Genomic DNA, 15,963 nt, shown 5'->3' with positions numbered 1-15,963 from the left:
CAGCGGCGCTCAGAAGAAGGCACACGCGTGATACCAGGGGACGAGATGACCGATCTGGAACTCCTCCAACAGTCCGAAGCCATCTGCCAGACACTCAGGCGGGACGAAGACGGCGTACGCCGCGAGGTGCTGACCCATGCGGGCAGTCGTTGGTCCCTGGGGGTCCTGCATGCGCTGGGGGTCTATGGCGTCATGCGGCACGCCGAACTGGCGCGGCAACTGTCGGGCATCACTCAGCGAATGCTGACCAAGACCCTGCGCGCCCTCGAACGCGACGGCCTGCTGCTGCGGCACGACTTCGACGAAGTCCCGCCCCGGGTCGAATACGAGTTGACGCCGCTGGGCATGAGCCTGCTGCTCCGGATGACGCCCATCTGGACCTGGGTTATCGAGAATGTGGAAGATTTTCGGGCAGCGCGCCGCGCCTTCGATGAGCGAGGCCCGGAGAAGCCGGCGTGGCAATCGCCCAGACCGATGCCGAACGAGCCTACTGGCGAAGACCCACGGGCTTGAGTGCAACCGCTACCCTCCACAGTGGCTGGCGCCCTGATCCGAGCCCGGCCTGTGAGCCCTGAGCGGATCAGGCCGCTCCGCCCCTGCTCGAACTTGCCCGCTCAGGAATCGACCCCATGAGACTCTCCCATCTGGACCACTTGGTCATCGTGGCACCGACCCTGGCCGCGGGCGCCCGGTATGTCGAGCACCGCCTCGGCGTGGTCATGCAGCCCGGCGGCCAGCATGCACGCATGGGCACCCACAACCTGCTGCTAGGGCTGGGGGACGGCTATCTGGAAGTCATAGCCCCGGACCCGGACGCGCCGCCGCCGACCAGACCGCGCTGGTTCGAACTGGATGAGCTGGCACCGGACGCTGCGCCCCTCCTGGCCCACTGGGTGGCCGGGACCCAGGGCTTGGCGCAGGCGGATGCGCACCTCACGCGGACCTTCGGCCGCATCGAGTCGATGAGTCGCGGCGCGCTGGCCTGGCAGATCTCGATCCATGCCGATGGGCAGCTGTCGCTGGGCGGGGTCCTGCCCAGCCTGATCGACTGGGGCGACGCCCCGCACCCGGCGGCTGGGCTGATCGATCAGGGCTGCCGCCTGCAGCGCCTGGAGCTCAGGCATCCCGATGCCGCGGGGCTCGGGCAAGAGTTGGAGGCGATCGGCTTTTCCGGACCCGTCGCGGTGCTGCCTGGGGAGAGACCCGGCTTGTTGGCCTACCTGGAGACGCCGACGGGTCTGAAGACCCTCTGACGGTCGACCCCCAAACGGCGACCCCTCATCCGTTCAGCCCGGCACCACCAGTCCCTTGGCGCGGTAGGCGTCGATGTCGATGCCATAGGCACCCGAGGGTTTCACTTCGCGGACGCTGACCAGGCGGCCCTGCTCATCGAGCGGATTGCGCGCCAGGTCGAGCACCCGCTCCGGGCGCGGCTGCTTGCTGGCGTCCAGCACGATCAGCACGCGGGGCTTCAATTTGCTGCCGGCGTCGAAGCCGATGATGATGCCTACCTCGCCGGTGCTCAGCTCGACGATCTCGCCCGGCGGATAGACGCCGATCAGCTGGATGAAGGCCAGCACGACGACTTCGTCGAATTGCGTGCCCCGGGCTTCGAACAGTACGCGCAGGGCTTCCAGGCTGGAGCGGCCCTCGCTGTATGGGCGATCGCTGGTGATGGCGTCGTAGGCGTCCACCACGGCGATGATCCTGGCCTTGAAGGGGATGCGGTGCGCCGGCAGCTGGCGGGGGTAGCCCTTGCCATCCATGCGCTCGTGGTGGGTATGGGCGACGTCGACGGCGGCTGGCGGCACCTCGCTGTTGGCCATCAGCAACTGATAGCCGTAGGTGGTATGGGCCTGCATGATGCGAAATTCTTCGTCGGTCAGGCGGCCTGGCTTGTTGAGGATCTCGTCGGGCACCTTGATCTTGCCGACGTCGTGCAGCATGCCGCACACCCCCAGTTCTTCCAGTTCGAGAGGCAGCAGGCCCAGCGCTTTGCCCAGGGCGATGGCATAGAGCGAGACGCGCAGGCAATGCTCCGCGGTGTAGTGGTCGCGCTGCTTGATGCGCGCCAGCCAGAGGCTGGCCGCGGGGTGCTTGAGCACGCTTTCGACGCACTCGCCGACCGCGCGGCGCACTTCGCCGACGTCGAGTTCCTTGCCGAACTTGACGGCGTCGAGCATGCGCATCGACACGGCCCGGGCTTCACGCCACACCGGTTCGGTGGTCTTGACCTCATCGCGGTAGTCGATGGCATAGGTCTTGGCCTGAGCGCCTGCCGACAGGCTGGCGGACAGCGGCGTCACCGTATGGCTCTGGCGGCGATCCACCCAGACGAATTCGCAGGTCTCCTGCAGGGTGCGCAGGTCGTGCGCGTTCTGGATGGGAAAGCCTTGGAACAGGAAGGGCGTGCCCGCCCAGGGTCGATCCAGTTCGCAGACGTACATGCCCAGCTGCAATTGGGAGACAGGTACTCTGAGACTGTATTGGGGCAGCGCCATGGTTTCTCTGCGAGAGCGTCGAAGGACGAAACTAAATAGGTATTACAATAACCATTGATACCAAAAAGCCACTACTCGGGAAAGCGCCCGGCGGGTTCGGGCCGATGAGCCGGCGAAACAGGGTGGCCAAAGGTAACCGAATGTAAGAAGAGCGGGCGCGCGACCGCCGTCAGCGCGCCCTGCCCCTCACGCCAGCTTGAAGCGGCGCACCAGCGTCTGCAGTTCACCGGCCAGTTCCGACAGCTGCTCGCTGGCGCCCACGGTTTCGCGGTTGCCATCGCTGGTCTGCACCGACAGATCGCGGATGCTGATGAGGTTGCGGTCCACCTCGCGGGAGACGTGGGCCTGCTCTTCGGAGGCGGTGGCGATCTGCAGATTGCGCTCGTCGATCAGGCGCACGGCGTGGAGGATGTCGCTCAGGGCCGTGCCGGCTTCCTGGGCGATCACATAGGTGGCCTGGGCCTGGGTGGTGCTGAGCTGCATGGAATCCACGGCTTCGGCTGAGCCCTTCTGGATCGCCTGGATCATCTGCTCGATCTCGCGGGTCGAGGTCTGGGTGCGGTGCGCCAGGGCGCGGACCTCGTCGGCGACCACGGCGAAACCGCGGCCCTGCTCGCCCGCGCGGGCGGCCTCGATGGCGGCGTTCAGCGCCAGCAGGTTGGTCTGCTCGGCGATGGCGCCGATCACACTGAGCACCTGGCTGATGTCCTGGGCCTGCCCGGCCAGACCTTCGACCTGGACCGAGGTCGACTGCACCTGCTGGGTGAGACGCTGCATGGCGTCGAGGGCCTGGCCGACCTTGGTGTTGCCGTTTTCCGCCGCAGCACTGGATTCCCGCGCGGCCTGGGAGGTGGACGAGGCGTTGCGCGCCACCTCTTCGACGGCGGCGCTCATTTCGGTGACCGCGGTGGCGGCCTGGTCGATCTCGGCGTTCTGGCTGGCCAGGGCGCGACTGGCCTGGTCGGTGACGGCGTGCATGGTGCGGGCGGTATCGCTCAGGCGGTCGGACGAACGCGAGATGCCATGCAGGGTGTCCTTGAGATTGTCCTGCATCTGCGCCAGGGCGCGCATCAGGCCGGCGGCTTCGTCCTTGCCGGTGGGATCTATCCTGCCGGTCAGCTCACCCTGGGCGATGGCATTGGCCACGGCCAGGGAGTCGCCGATCGGCTGGGCCAGGCTACGGGTCAGACGCCAGGCCAGCAGCAGGGTCACCAGCACCGCCAGCAGCATGATGCCGACCACGATGCTGACGCTGCGGTCATAGATGCCGGTGGCCGCCTCCCCCGCGTGACGGGCGCCTTCGCCGTTGAAATCGCGCAGGCGGGTCAGTTGCTCCTGATAGCCTTCGGCCCGCTGGCGCTGCTCGCCATTGGCCAGCCTGAGGGCCTCGGCGCGATCGCTGGCGGCCAGGGTGACGATGCGATCCAGCCCGTCCAGGTAGCCTTTCATCTGCAGCGCGGCCTGGTCGAAATTGGCGCGCTCTTCAGCGGTGGAGATCAGATGGTCGCGGTAATAGGCCGTGCGCGCATTCATCAGATCGCGATTCTGCTGGATCTTCCGCGCTGCCATGGCCATGGCGGCGCTGTCCTCGGTGGCCAGCAGCCGAATGCTCTCCAGACGGGTGTGCATCAAGGCGATCTGGATGTCATCGGTGGTCTGGACGCTCGCCAGCCACTCGGCCTCCATCGCCTGCTCGGTGGCGCGCAGGGCCTTGAGCTGGACCAGGGCGAAGGCCCCGAGCAGCATCACGAACAGGGTGACCGCACCGAAGCAGAGGGTGGCGCGGGGGGCGATGCGTAGCTGACGTAGGTTCAAGACGAGCTCCTTGGATCGGCGAAAGGCGATCCTCTAAAACCCGTATCGACTGACTATTGCCTTTCTTTAGCGCGCAAGTGATTGGCGCGACAACCCGGCTGCGGTGTCTGTCCAGCGGCTGTACGCCCGACAGGAAAGGCCTAGCCGCGCGACGCCTCCAGCCGCTCGACCATCTTCACCAGTTCCGCCAGGGAACCGGCCTGCAGCTTGCGCATCAGGGCGGCGCGACGCACCTTGACGGTAATCTCGCTGACCCCCAGCTGGGCGGCGATCTGCTTGTTGAGCAGCCCGGTCACCACCCGCGCCAGCACCGCTCGCTCGCCGTCGTTGAGGGTGTCGAGGCGGCTCTGCAGGTCCTGCAACTGGCGGCGCTGGGCATGGGCCTCCTGCGCCTTGCACAGTGCCTGGTCGATGGCATCGAGCAGGTCCTGGTCGCGAAACGGCTTGGTGAGGAATTCCAGGGCGCCCTGCTTCATCGCCCGGACCGACATGGGGATGTCGCCATGGCCGGTGATGAAGATGATCGGCAGCGCCAGGCCGCGGCGCTGTAACTCCTGCTGCAGATCCAGGCCGTTCATGCCGGGCATGCGCACGTCCAGCACCAGGCAGCCCGGCGCGTCCAGCCGGGCCCGCTCGAGAAAGTCGGCGGCCGAGACATAGCTGCGGGTATCGAGCCCCACGGACGCCAACAGGTCTTCCACGGCGGCGCGCACCGAGGCGTCGTCGTCCACCAGGTGGACCAGGGTGGGCTGGGTTTGGCCGGTCATACTCGCTGAGGTCATGGTTGTGGATCCTTGGGCAGGCTGCAGTAGACCCCGGTGCCGCCCTCCGGCAACGAGGTGGCCCAGATCCGCCCGCCGTGGGCTTCGACGATGGAGCGACTCAGCGCCAAGCCCAGGCCCATGCCCTGCGCCTTGGTGGTGTAGAAAGCCTCGAACATCTGCTCGCGCGCCACCGGCGTCAAGCCACGACCGCTGTCTTCGACGCCGAGGCGGATGGCGCCGGCGGTGTCCTGCCCCACCTGGATGACCACCCGCCGCTGCTCGGGCGGTATCCCTTCGAGGGCGTCTAGGGCATTGAGCAGCAGATTGAGGATGACCTGCTGCAGCTGGCTTTCGTCGGCCAGCAGCGGCGGCAGGCCCTCCTGCAGGCGCACCTCCACGGCGACCTGGCGCTGGCTCAATTCGGCGCGGACGAAATCCAGCACCTTCTCCACGGTATCGGCGACGTTGAGCCAATCCTTGGCCACCTGCGCCTGGCGCACCAGACTGCGCACCCGGGCGATCACTGCGCTGGCGCGGTGGGCGTCGTCGATGACCCGTTGCGCGGCCTGCACGGCGCGCTCCACCTGCGGCGGCTGATTGCTCAACCAGCGCTGGCAGGCGTTGCCACTGGCGGCGATGGCGGTGAGCGGCTGATTCACCTCATGGGCGATGGATGCGGCCAGTTCACCCAGCTGGCTCAGGCGCCCGGCCTGGACCAGGCGCGTCCGGGCCGCATCGGCGGCGCGCTTGGCGGCCTCCAGGCGCAGCGACAGGGCGGCGACCGCGACGATGGCCAGCAGGCTGATGATGCAGTTGACCAGCCCCGCCTCCTGGTCGCCGCTACGGGTGGCGACATAGCTGCAGAGCACCAGCAGCGTGCAGCCCAGGGCGGTGACCGTGACCCCGCGCGCGGACAGGAAACCGGCCGCCAGGAGCACCACCACCACCTGGAAGACGCCGATGGCGATCTCCCGGTCGGTGAGGGTGTCCAGCAGGGCGATGCCCAGCGCCAGGGCGCAGAGGCCCCCTAGCCGCAGCCAGTGGGTGGTGGTGGCGAAGGGTCGTCGATCCATGGCCAGTTTCTCGTTCGTGGTCGCTCTTAGCCTGGATTTTCCAGGCTGAACATATCGGCCGCTTGATCATAGGCGAAGAGCTCACCATAGCGCCCCCACTGGATGGCGCTGCCGAGGGTGCGGGCGGCGTCGGCTTCGTCCATGAAGTCCTCCAGTTCGTCGCGGAAGCGCCGCGCCGGCGCCGTGTGGCCCTGGCGATCGTCCAGCACCCGGCGGATATGGGCCACCAGCGGCACGAAGTTGAGCAACTGGCGGGCGAACAGCTGCTTGCGCACGTCCACCCCCGCCTCGACGTAGGCGCGCCCGGCCGGCAGCAGGCGCAGATCGCCGCCTTCGAGGACCGCCAGGCGCAGCAGTTGCAGCACCTCGGCCAGGGGAAAGAGTTCGTCGAGCGCATAGCCCAGCCCGCCGGCCAGTTCCGGCAGGTCGGCGCGACCGTCGTAGGGCGCGGCCTGGACCGCCTCCAGCAGGCCGGCCAGGGCGTTGGTCGAGACCGTCGGCAGCCGCATGCCCAGGCCATTGCCGGGAACCCCTGCGTCGTGGGGTGCCGGGGTGGTCTCGCCAGTCATGCGCACATAGATCTCCTCCACCAGTTCGCGAAAGGCCGGATCGTGGCGATTGCGCGGCTGCGGCAGGTCGATGCGGATCTCGCTGGCGACGCGCCCGGGGTTGCTGGAAAAGATCAGCACCCGATCGCAGAGCAGCACCGCCTCGGCGATGTTGTGGGTGACCATCAGGATCGAACGGATCGGCATGCGCCCCTCGACCCAGAGGTCGAGCAGGTCGGTGCGCAGGGTCTCGGCGGTGAGCACGTCCAGCGCCGAGAAGGGTTCGTCCATCAGCAGCACGTCCGGGTGCACCACCAGGGCACGGGCCAGGCCGACGCGCTGGCGCATGCCGCCGGAAAGTTCCTTGGGATAGGCGCTCTCGAAGCCGTCCAGGCCGATCAGGTCGATGGCGGCCAGGGCGCGACGACGGCGCTCGTCCAGCGGCACGTGCAGGGCTTCCAGGCCGATCTCGACGTTCTGCAGCACGGTCAGCCAGGGAAACAGCGCGAAGCTCTGGAACACCATGCTGACCCGGGCACGCTGGCCGTCGTCCTTGGGCGGGAAGTCGACGGTGCCGCCGCTGGGGGTGAGCAGGCCGGCGATGGATCTGAGCAGGGTCGACTTGCCCGAGCCGGAGCGCCCCAGCAGGCCGACGATCTCGTTTTCGTGCAGGGTCAGGGAGACTTCGTCCAGCACGACCCGGGCCGGGCCGCCGGCGTTGCCATAGAGCTGGCGGACGTTCTGGACATCGATCAGGGGACGGGCATTCAGCGTGGTCAGGTTCATGGCGCTTCTCCTCTTAGTCGAGCCGCAGACGCCGCTCGGCGTAGGCATACAGGGGCCGCCAGAGCAGCCGGTTGAATCCGAGTACGAAGATCGACATCACCACGATGCCCAGGGCGACCCGGGGGAAATCGCCGGCGGTGGTCATCTGCGCGATGTAGGCGCCCAGGCCATGGGCCTGCAGGCGTTCATTGCCCCAACTCACCACCTCGGCGACGATGCTGGCGTTCCAGGAGCCGCCCGCGGCGGTCAGGGCGCCGGTGACGTAGTAGGGAAAGATCGCCGGCAGGGCCAGCTGCCGCCACCACTGCCAGCGCTTGAGACCGAACAGCCGGGCCGCTTCGCGCAGGTCGTTGGGCAGCACGCTGGCGCCGGCGATGACGTTGAACAGGATGTACCACTGGGTGCCCAGCACCATCAGCGGCGACAGCCAGATGTCCGGATTGAGGTGGAAGCTGACGATGCCCACCACCGCCACCGGGAACAGCACGTTGGCCGGAAAGGCGGCGAGGAACTGGGCCACCGCCTGCAGGCGCTGCGACCAGCCGGGGCGCAGGCCGATCCAGACGCCGATGGGCACCCAGATCAGGCTGGCGACGGCGATCAGGAGCAGCACCCGGGCCATGGTCAGCAGCCCCAGGCCGAGCACCGCGACCGCTTCCACCCAGTAGACGTCGGCGGCGATGAAGCGGTACAGCGCATAGACGCCATAGGGCAGCACCACCAGCAGCGCGCCGTACCAGAGCACGTCCAGCCCACGCTGCAGCCAGGCGCGGCGGTGCGGCGCCAGGTGCCAGTGCGGCCAGGCGCGGCGGATCCGCGGGGTGGCGAGCTGGGTGCAGAAGCTGCCGAAGCCGCCCAGCATGCGTCCCAGGCGCGCACGCCGGACCAGGTCGTAGACCCAGGAGCGCGGCACCTGCTGGCTGGCGGTCTGCTCGACGCGGAAGCGATCGGCCCAGGCCACCACCGGGCGGAAAAACAGCTGGTCGTAGACCAGGATCACCAGGCCCATGGCCAGCACCGCCCAGCCGATGGCGGCGATGTCCTGCCGGGCGATGGCCAGCGCCAGCCAGGAGCCGATACCAGGCAGGTTGATGGTGTTGTCGCCCACGGTGATGGCTTCCGAGGCCACCACGAAGAACCAGCCGCCGGACATGGACATCATGGTGTTCCACACCAGGCCGGGGATGGCGAACGGCAGCTCGAGGCGAAAGAACCGGCGCCAGGGCGACAGCCCGAACTGGCGACTCACCTGCTGCAGGTCCTCGGGCACGGTGCGCAGCGACTGGTAGAAGCCGAACGCCATGTTCCAGGCCTGGCTGGTGAAGATGGCGAAGATGGCCGCGCACTCGGCGCCCAGCTGGCGACCGGGAAAGAGCCCCAGGAAGAAACTCACGGTAAAGGTCAGGAAGCCGAGGATGGGCACCGACTGCAGGATGTCGATGGCCGGCAGGATCAGCAGCTCCGCCTTGCGACTCTTGGCCGCCAGGGTGGCGAAGACGAAGGTGAACAGCAGCGAGGCGCCCAGGGCGATGAACATGCGCAGGGTGGTGCGCAGGGCGTACTCGGGCAGTCGCGCCAGGTCCAGGGTCATGGGATCGGCGTCGAGCACGGCCAGGGGCGCGCGCATCTCGGCGACGCCATGCCAGATAAGCGCCAGGGCGATCAGCCCGAGGGCGAGGCAAAGGGCATCGGCCCACAGGGAGGTGGGACGTTGCCGCAGCGAGCGCGGCGCCACGGCGGGGGTGTAGAGGCCAGGAAGGGTCTTCATGGCGTACCTCTTTGAATGGGGGCCTTGGGAGAGCGGCCGGCCCTGCCGCGCAGGGTTCGGACACCGGGCTAATCTAGGCGCGCCACCCTGTCCCAGCCATCGAAACGATGGACGTTTGGCTATACCAAGGTATATCCCGCCCTCGCCTGCTGCCCTGCGCGCCGGAGGACCTACCGGCGCGCAGGGCCAGAGCAGAAGCTTCATGTCGCTGTCATCGTCCCGACATCTGCCGCCGGCATTGTCTGCCCCCAATGAGATCGATCTCAAACGAGGCCGGCATGACCGATCTGAAACAGGTAGCGCAACAGGCGGGAGTCTCCCGGGCCACCGCGGCACGTGCCTTCGCCACGCCCGAGCAGGTGCGCGAGAGCACCCGGCAGCGGGTGCTGGACGCCGCGCGCAGTCTCAATTTCCGCCCCAACCTGCTGGGCCGCCAGCTGCGCCAGCAGAGCACCCGGCTGATCGGCGTGGTGGTGCCGAGCCTGCTCAACCCGGTGTTCGCCGAACAGCTGCAGGCCATGGAGCGCACCGCGCGCAGCCAGGGCTATTCGCTGGTGATCGCCACCACCGACTACCAGCCCGAGCGCGAGGCGGCGGTGGTGGAGGAACTGCTGCGCCAGCGCGTCGCCGGTCTGGTGCTGACGGTGGCCGATGCCGACCGCAGCGAGGTGCTGGCCGAGCTGAGCCAGGAGCAGACGCCCTTCATCCTGGCCTATCACGAACCCCAGCGCCCCTATGCGGCGGTGGCGGTGGACAACCGCCAGGGCATGGCCATGGCCACCGAGCATCTGCTCGGCCTGGGACACAGCCGCATCGCCCTGGTCTCGGGGCCGGCCCAGCAATCGGATCGCAGCGAGCGCCGGTTCGCCGGCTATTGCCAGGCCATGGCCACCGCCGGCCTGCCGACACTGCCGCGCCTGGAACTGGCCAGCCACACCGACGCCGACTGGGCGGAGCTGGCGCCGCTGCTGGAGCGCCACGCCCCGACCGCCCTGCTCTGCACCAACGATCTGCTGGCCATCAGCGTCATCGCCGAACTGCAGCGCCACGGGGTGCCCGTGCCCGCCGACCTCTCGGTGGTGGGCTTCGACGGCATCGCCATGGGCGCCCGCCTCGAACCCAGCCTGTGCAGCGTCATGCAGCCCTTGCAGAGCCTGGGCGCCGTGCTCGTCACCGAATTGCTGGCGCTGATCGCCGGCAGTGCCACCCACCAGCAGTGTCTGCCCTGCCTCGTCCGTCCCGGCACCAGTGCCGGCCCCTTGAAGGAGCCTTACCGATGAAATCACTCTTCCCCGTGCGTCGCCTCCTAGCCGGCGTGGCCCTGGCCTGCGGTCTGGCCAGCGCCCAGGCCGCCGAAACCGCCATCTGCTACAACTGCCCGCTGGAGTGGGCCGACTGGGGCGCCCAGCTCAAGGCCATCGCCGCCGACACCGGCATCGAAGTCCCCCAGGACAACAAGAACTCCGGCCAGTCGCTGGCCCAGCTGGTGGCTGAACGCGAAGCCCCGGTGGCCGACGTCGTCTACTACGGGGTGACCTTCGGCATCCAGGCCGACAAGGCCGGGGTGCTGCAGCCCTACCGGCCCAAGCACTGGGACCAGGTCCCGGCCGGCCTCAAGGACCCCAGGGGTGAATGGACCGCCATCCATTCCGGCACCCTCGGCTTCATGGTCAATACCCAGGCCCTGGGCGGCAAGCCGGTGCCGCAGCGCTGGGCCGATCTGCTCAAGCCCGAGTACCGCGGCCTGGTGGGCTACCTGGACCCCTCCAGCGCCTTCGTCGGCTACGTCACCGCGGTGGCGCTCAACCAGGCCCTGGGCGGCAACCTCGACGACTTCGGCCCGGCCATGGCCTTCTTCAAGAAGCTGGCCGCCAACGATCCCATCGTGCCCAAGCAGACCGCCTATGCCCGCCTGCTCTCCGGCGAGATCCCGATCCTGGTCGACTACGACTTCAACGCCTACCGCGCCCGCTACAAGGACAACGCCCCGGTGGCCTTCGTCATCCCCCAGGAAGGCAGCCTCACTGTGCCCTACACCATGAGCCTGGTGAAGGGCGCGCCGCATCGCGCCAATGGCGAGAAGGTGCTGGACTACGTGCTCTCGGACAAGGGCCAGGCGCTCTGGGCCCAGGCCTATCTGCGCCCGGTGCGGGACGTGCCGTTGCCGGCCGAGGTGAAGGCGCGCTTCCTGCCCGACGCCGACTATGCCCGCGCCGGCACCGTCGACTACGGTCACATGGCGGCGGTCCAGGAAGCCTTCGCCAAGCGTTATCAGGCCGAGGTGCGCTGAGATGCAGGGCCTCGCCGTCTCCCTCGGGCGCCGCCGGGTGCCGCGCCGGCTGCCCTGGCCGGTGCTCGTCGCCCTGGCACCGGCGAGCGCCTTTCTGCTGGCCTTCTGGCTGCTGCCGCTGGCGCAGCTGCTGGTACTCGGCGCCCATCCGGACGCTGCCGGCCGCTCCGGCTACTGGCAGGTGCTGACCAGCGCCGGCTACCTGTCCGGACTCGCCCAGACGGTGGCCCTGGCCGCCGTCACCACCCTGGCCACCCTGCTGGTGGCCGGCATCGCCGGCTGCTTCCTGGCGCGGCATGCCTTCGTCGGGCGCAGCCTGCTGGTGGCCCTGCTGACCTTTCCGCTGGCCTTTCCGGGCGTGGTGGTGGGCTTCCTGATCATCCTGCTGGGCGGCCGCCAGGGGCTGTTCGCCGGTCTCGGCCGCAGCCTGGTCGGCGAGCCCTGGGTGTTCGCCTATTCGCTGTTCGGGCTGTTTCTCGGCTATCTCTATTTCTCCATCCCGCGGGTGATCCTCACGGTGATGGCGGCCTGCGAGACCCTCGACACCAGCCTGGAAGAAGCCGCCCGCTCCCTGGGCGCCGGGCTCTTCGCCGTGGTGCGCGACGTGCTGATCCCGGGCCTGACCCCGGCGCTGCTGTCCAGCGGCGCCCTGTGCTTCGCCACCGCGATGGGCGCCTTCGGCACCGCCTTCACCCTCGGCACGCGGCTGGCGGTGACGCCCATCGCCATCTACGACACCTTCACCAACTTCGCCAATTTCGGCGTGGCCGCGGCGCTCTCGGTGGTGCTCGGCCTCGTCACCTGGCTGGTCCTGCTGCTGGCGCGGCGCCTCGGCGGCGTCCAGGGAGACCTGCGATGAATCGACCCCTGCGCTTCTGGCTGCAACTGCTGTTCACTCTGCTGGTGGCGGCCTTCCTGCTGGTGCCGGTGCTGCTCTCGGTACTGGCCGGCCTCACCCGCAACTACTTCCAGGGCCTCGCCAGCGGCCTCACCCTCGACTGGGTGATCCAGGTCTGGCAGGCCTATGCCCCCACCGTCTGGCTGTCGCTGCAACTGGCGCTGGGCACGGCGGCCCTCGCGGTCGTACTCGGCGTCCCGGCGGCCTATGCCCTGGTGCGTCTGGACAACCGCTTCGCCCGCGCCTTCGAGGAATTGCTGGTGTTGCCGGTGGCCATGCCCGGCTTCGCCTCGGCGCTGGCGCTGCTGCTGACCTACGGTCACCTCGGCGGCTTTCGCCGTAGTCCGGCGATCATCCTGGTGGGTCACCTGCTGTTCACCCTGCCTTTCCTGATCCGCCCGGTGATGGCGGTGCTCAGACGCAGCCAGCTGCCGCTGCTGGAGGAAGCCGCCGCCAGCCTTGGCGCCGGTCCCTGGCGGCGCTTCTTCGGCGTGGTGGTGCCCAATGCCCGCGCCGGCATCCTCGCCGGCAGCCTCATGGTGATCACCCTCTCGCTGGGTGAATTCAACCTCACCTGGATGCTGCACACGCCCCTGACCAAGACCCTGCCGGTGGGCCTGGCCGACAGCTACGCCTCGGCGCGGCTGGAGGTGGGCTCCGCCTACACCCTGATCTTCCTCTTGCTGATCGTGCCGCTGCTGGTCGCCCTCCAGGCCCTCAGCGCCCGCCTGTCCCGTGGAGCCCTGCGATGACCCAAGGTACCGCCGTCCGCCTGCGCCACTGCGCCAAGACCTTTGCCGGAGGCCGCCAGGTGCTGCAGCCCCTGGACCTCGACATCCACCCGGGCGAGACCCTGGTGTTCCTCGGCCCGTCCGGCTGTGGCAAGACCACCACCCTGCGCCTGATCGCCGGCCTGGAGCAGCCCGATGCCGGTGGCCAGGTGCTGTTCGACGACCGCGACGTCACCGGCCTGCCCATCGAGCGGCGCGACGTCGGCATGGTGTTCCAGAACTACGCCCTGTTTCCCAACCTGGACGTGGCCGGCAACATCGCCTACGGCCTGAAGATCCGTGGCCTGCCGCGCGCCGAGCGCGATGCCCGGGTCGCCGAGCTGCTGGCCATGATGCATCTCGAGCCCCTGGCCGAGCGGCGCATCCAGCAGCTGTCCGGCGGCCAGCGCCAGCGCGTGGCCCTGGCCCGGGCCCTGGCGCCGCGCCCCCGGGTGCTGCTGTTCGACGAACCCCTGGCGGCGCTGGACGCTCAGCTGCGCGAGCAGTTGCGGGCCGACATCGGCGCGCTGCTGCGCGAACTCGGCACCACCGCGGTTTACGTCACCCACGACCAGCAGGAAGCCCTGGCCCTGGGCGATCGCATCGTGGTGATGGGCGAAGGCCGCATCGCCCAGATCGGCACCCCGACGCAGATCTACCAGCGCCCGGCCAGTCGCTTCGTCGCCGGTTTCGTCGGCCAGCTCAACCGCTTCGAGGTGCGCGCCCACGGCGGCGCCGAGGTGGCGGTCGCTGGCGGGCGGCTGCCCTGGACCGGCCCGGCCAGCACCCTGTTCTGTCGTCCGGAGCACCTGGAGCCGAGCGCGACGCCCGCGCACCTCACCGGCATCCTGGTCGGGCAATTCTTCCAGGGCGCCCATTCGCGACTGCTGGTGGAGGTGGGCACCGGCCAGCCGCTGCTGGTGGACACCGCCCAGCCCCTGCAGGCGCAACCGGGCGACCTGCTGCACCTGAACGTGCGCCCCGACGCCCTCTTCACCCTGGCTTCCTGACTGGAGACCCTAATGCACGCGCCCTTCCTGCTGGCCCAGCTCAGCGACCTGCACATCAAGGCCGGCGGCCGGCTGTCCTACGGGGTGGTCGATACCCTCGGCGCCCTGCGCCTGGCGGTGGACCGCCTCAACGCCCTGCAACCGCGCCCGGATGCCCTGGTCATCACCGGCGACCTGGTGGACTTCGGCACCCCCGAGGAATACGCCACCCTGCGCGAGGTGCTGGCCGAGCTGGCCATGCCCTTCTTCGTCATCCCCGGCAATCACGACGACCGCGCCGCCCTGCGCGCCGCCTTCGCCGATCACCCCTATCTGCCTGCCCAGGGCACCCTGGACTGGCAGCAGGACTGCGGCCCGCTGCGGCTGATTGGCCTGGATACCCATATCCCCGGCGAGCACGGGGGGCGTCTCGACGCCAGGCAACTGGCCTGGCTCGACGACCAGCTCGCCCAGGCACCCGACCAGCCGACCCTGGTGCTCCTGCATCACCCGCCGTTCCCGGTCGGCATCGGCCATATGGATCGCATCGGCCTGGCCGGCGGTGCCGAACTGGAAGCGGTGATCCGCCGCCATCCCCAGGTGGAACGCCTGCTCTGCGGTCACCTGCACCGGCTGATCCAGCGCCGCTTCGGCGGTACCCTGGCCTGCGTCTGCCCTGGCGTGTCGCACCAGGTCGACCTGGACCTGCGCGAGGCGGCGCCCTCGCGCTTCCGCCTGGAGCCGCCGGGCCTGCTGCTGCATCGCTGGGCGGACGAGGCGCTGGTGACCCACCATCTGCCGCTGGGCAACTATCCCGGGCCCTATCCCTTCTTCGCCGCCGACGGCCAGTTGCTGGACTGACGCCGCCCCGTTTCGGGTCCTGGGGTAGCAAGGCGGCGGCAACTGCGACCCAGGCTGGTGCAAAAGGTAACGCCGGCGCCGGACCGCCCTGACCCGCGGCCCAGCGCTGGCAAGCATTTGGTTCCCTGGCATGGGCCTTGCCTTGACAGATTGGATACAAAAATCCAGGAAGCCAGCCCATGCCGCTCTCCGCTCTGTCCCGCTCCACCGCCCTGAGCGCCGAAGAAGAGGCCTATCGCCATCTGCTGCAGGCCATCTGCGCCGGGCACTATCGCAATGGCGAACGCCTGATCGCCGAGGACATCGCCACCACCCTGGGCATGAGTCGCATGCCGGTGCGCAGCGCCTTCCAGCGCCTCGCCGCCGAAGGCCTGGTGATCCTCCGGCCGCACCGCGGCGCGGTGGTGAGCGGCCTGGACCTGGACGACATGCGCGAGGTGTTCGAGATGCGCAGCGCCCTCGAAGGCCTGGCCATCCGCCTGGCCACGCCCCATGTCGGCCCCCGCGAGATGACGCGCCTGGAGCGTCTGCTGGAAGACCTGGACGACGAGCAGGAACCCGGCGCCTGGGTCGCCCAGCACCGCGCCTTCCACGAATACCTGTGCAGCCTGGCCGGCCGGCCGCGGCTGCTGCGCCAGATCAACGGCCTCTATGCCCTGATCGAGCCGCACATGCAGCTCTGGCTGCACGCCGACCGGCCCCAGTCGGCCCGCGACGAACACGCGCCCATCCTCGCCGCCCTGCGCGCCGGCGATGCCGCCGAGGCCGAGCGGGTGCTGCGCGAGCACATCGAGGGCACGGTGCCCGACCTGCTGACCTTTATCGAACGATCGGGCGACCAGACCCGAAGTGCGCCCCCGCGCTGAGCCATCCGCCCTGCCCACCCCCGTCCTTCCGGAG

Annotated in this window: 15 protein-coding genes; 9 read left to right on the top strand and 6 right to left on the bottom strand. The window is 69.0% G+C overall.

Translation table 11 applies throughout. The annotated features are described in order from the left end of the window. The first annotated feature begins 45 nt into the window (after nucleotides 1–45). Together PSEK12I1_RS0115355 and PSEK12I1_RS0115350 are read left to right on the top strand one after the other, a co-directional pair. The gene (locus tag PSEK12I1_RS0115355) at nucleotides 46–513 is read left to right on the top strand and encodes a helix-turn-helix domain-containing protein (RefSeq protein WP_027602110.1); all 468 of its coding nucleotides are present in this window, start codon (nucleotides 46–48) and stop codon (nucleotides 511–513) included. Between the two features lie 116 nt (nucleotides 514–629). Then, the gene (locus tag PSEK12I1_RS0115350; protein WP_027602109.1) at nucleotides 630–1,253 is read left to right on the top strand and encodes a VOC family protein; all 624 of its coding nucleotides are present in this window, start codon (nucleotides 630–632) and stop codon (nucleotides 1,251–1,253) included. A gap of 33 nt (nucleotides 1,254–1,286) precedes the next feature. On the opposite strand, the gene PSEK12I1_RS0115345 is transcribed toward PSEK12I1_RS0115350, so the two are convergent. From PSEK12I1_RS0115345 to PSEK12I1_RS0115320, 6 genes are all read right to left on the bottom strand, one after another. Next, entirely contained in the window at nucleotides 1,287–2,501 is a 1,215-nt protein-coding gene (locus PSEK12I1_RS0115345; RefSeq protein ID WP_027602108.1) for an HD-GYP domain-containing protein, read from the bottom strand. Nucleotides 2,502–2,687: 186 nt separating this feature from the next. Next, nucleotides 2,688–4,316: a methyl-accepting chemotaxis protein gene (locus tag PSEK12I1_RS0115340; protein ID WP_027602107.1), complete on the bottom strand. Its 1,629-nt coding sequence runs from the start codon at nucleotides 4,314–4,316 to the stop codon at nucleotides 2,688–2,690. Between the two features lie 140 nt (nucleotides 4,317–4,456). Further along, nucleotides 4,457–5,098: a response regulator transcription factor gene (locus PSEK12I1_RS0115335; protein ID WP_027599598.1), complete on the bottom strand. Its 642-nt coding sequence runs from the start codon at nucleotides 5,096–5,098 to the stop codon at nucleotides 4,457–4,459. Then, nucleotides 5,095–6,153: a sensor histidine kinase gene (locus tag PSEK12I1_RS0115330; protein ID WP_037007009.1), complete on the bottom strand. Its 1,059-nt coding sequence runs from the start codon at nucleotides 6,151–6,153 to the stop codon at nucleotides 5,095–5,097. The genes PSEK12I1_RS0115335 and PSEK12I1_RS0115330 overlap by 4 nt, the downstream gene beginning before the upstream one ends. A 26-nt stretch (nucleotides 6,154–6,179) precedes the next feature. Then, a complete protein-coding gene (locus PSEK12I1_RS0115325) occupies nucleotides 6,180–7,487 on the bottom strand; it encodes an AAA-associated domain-containing protein (protein ID WP_027602105.1) in 1,308 nt (435 codons plus the stop codon). A 13-nt stretch (nucleotides 7,488–7,500) separates the two neighbouring features. Further along, the gene (locus PSEK12I1_RS0115320) at nucleotides 7,501–9,255 is read right to left on the bottom strand and encodes an ABC transporter permease subunit (protein ID WP_027602104.1); all 1,755 of its coding nucleotides are present in this window, start codon (nucleotides 9,253–9,255) and stop codon (nucleotides 7,501–7,503) included. A gap of 278 nt (nucleotides 9,256–9,533) precedes the next feature. On the opposite strand from PSEK12I1_RS0115320, the gene PSEK12I1_RS0115315 reads away from it, so the two are divergent. The 7 genes from PSEK12I1_RS0115315 to PSEK12I1_RS0115285 all read left to right on the top strand — a co-directional run bounded on the left by PSEK12I1_RS0115315 (nucleotide 9,534) and on the right by PSEK12I1_RS0115285 (nucleotide 15,929). Next, the gene (locus PSEK12I1_RS0115315; RefSeq protein ID WP_027602103.1) at nucleotides 9,534–10,535 is read left to right on the top strand and encodes a substrate-binding domain-containing protein; all 1,002 of its coding nucleotides are present in this window, start codon (nucleotides 9,534–9,536) and stop codon (nucleotides 10,533–10,535) included. Then, entirely contained in the window at nucleotides 10,532–11,545 is a 1,014-nt protein-coding gene (locus PSEK12I1_RS0115310) for an ABC transporter substrate-binding protein (RefSeq protein ID WP_027602102.1), read from the top strand. The genes PSEK12I1_RS0115315 and PSEK12I1_RS0115310 overlap by 4 nt, the downstream gene beginning before the upstream one ends. Before the next feature lies 1 nt (nucleotide 11,546). Continuing rightward, nucleotides 11,547–12,404: an ABC transporter permease gene (locus tag PSEK12I1_RS0115305; protein WP_027599604.1), complete on the top strand. Its 858-nt coding sequence runs from the start codon at nucleotides 11,547–11,549 to the stop codon at nucleotides 12,402–12,404. Beyond that, complete coding sequence (locus PSEK12I1_RS0115300) at nucleotides 12,401–13,195, top strand: ABC transporter permease (protein WP_027602101.1); 795 nt, start codon at nucleotides 12,401–12,403, stop codon at nucleotides 13,193–13,195. Before PSEK12I1_RS0115305 ends, PSEK12I1_RS0115300 begins: the two co-directional genes overlap by 4 nt. Then, a complete protein-coding gene (locus PSEK12I1_RS0115295) occupies nucleotides 13,192–14,223 on the top strand; it encodes an ABC transporter ATP-binding protein (protein ID WP_027602100.1) in 1,032 nt (343 codons plus the stop codon). Before PSEK12I1_RS0115300 ends, PSEK12I1_RS0115295 begins: the two co-directional genes overlap by 4 nt. A 12-nt stretch (nucleotides 14,224–14,235) precedes the next feature. Then, the gene (locus PSEK12I1_RS0115290; RefSeq protein ID WP_027599607.1) at nucleotides 14,236–15,063 is read left to right on the top strand and encodes a phosphodiesterase; all 828 of its coding nucleotides are present in this window, start codon (nucleotides 14,236–14,238) and stop codon (nucleotides 15,061–15,063) included. Between the two features lie 179 nt (nucleotides 15,064–15,242). After that, the gene (locus PSEK12I1_RS0115285) at nucleotides 15,243–15,929 is read left to right on the top strand and encodes a GntR family transcriptional regulator (RefSeq protein WP_027599608.1); all 687 of its coding nucleotides are present in this window, start codon (nucleotides 15,243–15,245) and stop codon (nucleotides 15,927–15,929) included. Nucleotides 15,930–15,963 lie beyond the last annotated feature (34 nt).

The sequence above is a fragment of the Pseudomonas sp. MOIL14HWK12:I1 genome, assembly GCF_000510705.1.
In the GTDB taxonomy this organism is placed as follows: Bacteria; Pseudomonadota; Gammaproteobacteria; order Pseudomonadales; family Pseudomonadaceae; genus Chryseomonas; species Chryseomonas oryzihabitans.
This window is presented reverse-complemented; position numbering and strand designations above follow the sequence as displayed.